Annotated in this window: 3 protein-coding genes and 1 tRNA gene; 2 read left to right on the forward strand and 2 right to left on the reverse strand. The window is 46.1% G+C overall.

The features are described from left to right. Nucleotides 1-2 precede the first annotated feature (2 nt). Nucleotides 3-539 carry a YhjD family protein gene (locus GRP75_RS23135; protein ID WP_023988046.1) on the reverse strand — a complete coding sequence of 179 codons (537 nt, stop codon included), beginning with the start codon at nucleotides 537-539 and terminating at the stop codon, nucleotides 3-5. 221 nt (nucleotides 540-760) lie between these two features. Between GRP75_RS23135 and GRP75_RS23140 the strand changes: the two genes are divergently transcribed. Further along, nucleotides 761-848, forward strand: a tRNA-Leu gene (locus GRP75_RS23140). A gap of 244 nt (nucleotides 849-1092) precedes the next feature. After that, the gene (locus GRP75_RS30005) at nucleotides 1093-1569 is read left to right on the forward strand and encodes a LysR family transcriptional regulator substrate-binding protein (protein ID WP_337194259.1); all 477 of its coding nucleotides are present in this window, start codon (nucleotides 1093-1095) and stop codon (nucleotides 1567-1569) included. 67 nt (nucleotides 1570-1636) lie between these two features. On the opposite strand, the gene GRP75_RS23150 is transcribed toward GRP75_RS30005, so the two are convergent. Then, complete coding sequence (locus tag GRP75_RS23150) at nucleotides 1637-2950, reverse strand: transcriptional regulator (protein ID WP_160790480.1); 1314 nt, start codon at nucleotides 2948-2950, stop codon at nucleotides 1637-1639. Between the last annotated feature and the right edge of the window lie 38 nt (nucleotides 2951-2988).

The raw sequence follows: 2988 nt of genomic DNA on the forward strand, positions 1-2988 counted from the left end.
GATTATGCTCTTCTGCTTGCGGCAAAAGCAGCAGGGCGAGACGTTTTACGCTTATAGGCCAAAGAGGATGTAACCAAACTTCGTTCAACGATGCGTAGGGGTTTGGAAGTTGAATTGTTTGGTAATTCGGGGCGATGTTTCTCTAGTAAAGGAAGGGCGGCTGTATGAGGCATGGAGGTCGAGAGCCCCAGATATGCTCGCATCCGCTCATACATTTCTTTACGGAATGCTGGCATAGCCATATTGAACTGCTCTTTATTTCCTTTACTTATATAGGTGGCGTGAACGCCGGAGTGGTTTTGTTGTATGTCTAGAACATGAATGTGATATTTATTAAATTCATGTTTTATTTCAGATAGCAGGATTCCGGTACGATCTACACCTGCGTTAACCATTTCGACATAAAGATCAGGGGTTTTCAGCATACCGCTTTCTTCAAGAATTAGGCTGTCCCGCTCAAATACTTTTTGAATAAAGGTAAGGAGCAGATAACTTTTCACAAGAGACCATTCATGCTGAGTAGTATCTAAAGAAGTCATTACCATTCACCGCCTTAAGAAAATGTGATGATAATTCATAACCGATTGAAAAAAAGAACCTTCGTTCCCGAGAACCTATGTTCTTATTTTAGTTTATTATTCCTTTTTTATCAAGAGGAAATTAACGAACATAAAAGGTTTGACATCTTGATATGTGCATGGTATGATCTATCTTGTCGCTAAGAAAGATTGATCTTTCGAGGATAAACGATAATTTATATGCGGTCGTGGCGGAATTGGCAGACGCGCACGGTTCAGGTCCGTGTGGGCTAACCCCCCGTGGAGGTTCGAGTCCTCTCGACCGCACCAATTTAACAATGAACGAGCTCTTGAGTTTCCTGTCGAGGAGATTCAAGGGCTTTTTGCATACTCGAAATTTGCAAGGTATTGCTCATTATGAAGTGTTCCTGGCGTGGTGGAGCTGGGCAGTCTGACGAAGGCGGCGGGGGCGCTGGGCTTCACGTAATCCGGCATCAGCCATACGATCAGCAGCCTGGAGCAAGAATTCGGCTTCCCGCTGCTCGTGCGCAGCCGTTCTGGTGTGAAGCTGACGGTGAACGGGAAACAGGTTCTTCAGCCCATCCGGGAGAATCTGAAATGGAATGAGCAGCTCAAGCAGCAGGTAAAGCGGGATCGGATGCTGGCGACTCACTCCACCGACCATCTGCTGATTAAAGCCACTTATATGCCACAGGCCCAGATCACCTACGAGGACTTCATCATTCCGAAGCCCGGCTCGGACTATGATGTGCAGCGGGTACTGGAGAAGGCCGGGATTAAGCTGAACATCAAGTTCTCCGCCGGGGATGATTATGCGATCATAGCTATGGTAGAGAAAGGCCTGGGCATCAGCATCCTACCGGAGCTGGTCACCCGGTTTCAGCATGAGCATGTAGCCATGCTCGAGCTGGAGGAGCACAGCTTCCGTTCCCTTGGCATCGCGGTCAACTCGATGAAATATGCTTCCCCTGCAACGCGGCGGTTCCTGCAGCATGTACAGAGCTGGTCGTCCGACCAGGAAATGATTTGACTTGGTAAATAAGTGCAAAAAAGGCACGTTTTCAGTTTTGAAAATATGCCTTTTTTGCCAATGCGTATCATCTGCTTATTTTGCGCCCTTCTTTGTCCAGAAACAACAGCTCGTAGTATTTTTTGGGCCGCCCTTTACTGTTGTCCCGTTTTTCAAATACCGTTTGTACGTATTTACTTTCTTCAATTTTGTTAAGAATACGGTTTGCACCTCTGACGGTCATGGACAAGCACTCAGCAACATCCTCAGAGGATAATTTATTGGTTCTCATGATTTCTGCATAGGACATGATTTTTTGCAAATTGATGTTGTTTATTCCGATGGTTTTGGCTAACGCCATGATTTCCGGGTCCCCCTGTTCAGAGAACTGTATGACATTCATACTCCGCATTGGGCCGATAACCTTCTGATCCTCGTTTATAAAAAAGCTGCAGCTGCCCGTAAAGGCTTCCGCCTGTCTGTGAGCTTTGGTGGCGTTGACGTTAGCTTGAAAATATTCATGCCCCGAGCCCCACCCGATTTTCACCTTGTCGCTTATGTATCCTTCCAGATACTCCAGCAGGGTGCAGTTATGCGCGTTAGAGGTGATTTTCATGAAATTTCCGTAGGTGGTGTATAGTCTGACAAAGCCTTCTGAAATTTGGGCCGTGTCTGCCAGATTCACGCTGCGCAGAAACCTGCCGACAAGGACTTTCAGCTCATGAAGCTGCTCTTCAGATGGCGACTCCGCCGTTTTGGCCGATAAGCATGCAACAACTGCCCTCTGGCTCTTAAGCTTGAGGATGGTAATTTCGTTGATGATCTCGCTTATGGTCTCTTTAACGTTTTCCAAAGTGGGCCGGATTAAGATATATCTGACTCCGTGCTTTTTGAGTTCTGGAACAAAGTGGCCGAACGCCGTGATGGACAGGTCTATTTTCTTGTCTTCCCACAGAGTGATATGGTTGTCGAGCATTGTTTCCACCCGTTCGAGCAGATCTCCGCTGTCAATGGGCTTTCCCTCATGAGTAAGGTATTGCTGGAATTCACTGAAGGACTCGATTATATACGCATAATCCACATAGATCCTGGATATATCAAGCCCAGGTTCTGTAACCAGCAGCCGGAAAAGTTCCCTATAAAGTAGGTTTTCATCATCCTGCAAAATGTGAACAGGTACTTTTTCATCCAGGCATTCCTTATCGATTGACTCGTAAAGCATCCTGCCACTGATCACAAATCCATCCACCGAACCTAAGTTTTTGAGATAGATGTCTGTTGTTTCCCGGAAGTTGCTGATTGTAAGAAACCTGAACTGACATAAGGGCCGCATTTCTTCTTCAATGGTACGGAAATAGTCCATATGGGTCTCAGGCGTGATAATACCCAGCTTGATTTTCATGGTAGATTCCTTTCATAAACAGTTCAATCAAAAGAGTT

The organism is Paenibacillus sp. OT2-17 (assembly GCF_009827695.1).
In the GTDB taxonomy this organism is placed as follows: Bacteria; Bacillota; Bacilli; order Paenibacillales; family Paenibacillaceae; genus Paenibacillus; species Paenibacillus polymyxa_B.

Excerpts from the sequence above, each read along its gene's own strand:
- GRP75_RS23150 (WP_160790480.1), bottom strand. The coding sequence starts at position 2,950 with ATGAAAATCAAGCTGGGTATTATCACGCCTGAGACCCATATGGACTAT.
- GRP75_RS23135 (WP_023988046.1), bottom strand. The coding sequence starts at position 539 with ATGACTTCTTTAGATACTACTCAGCATGAATGGTCTCTTGTGAAAAGT.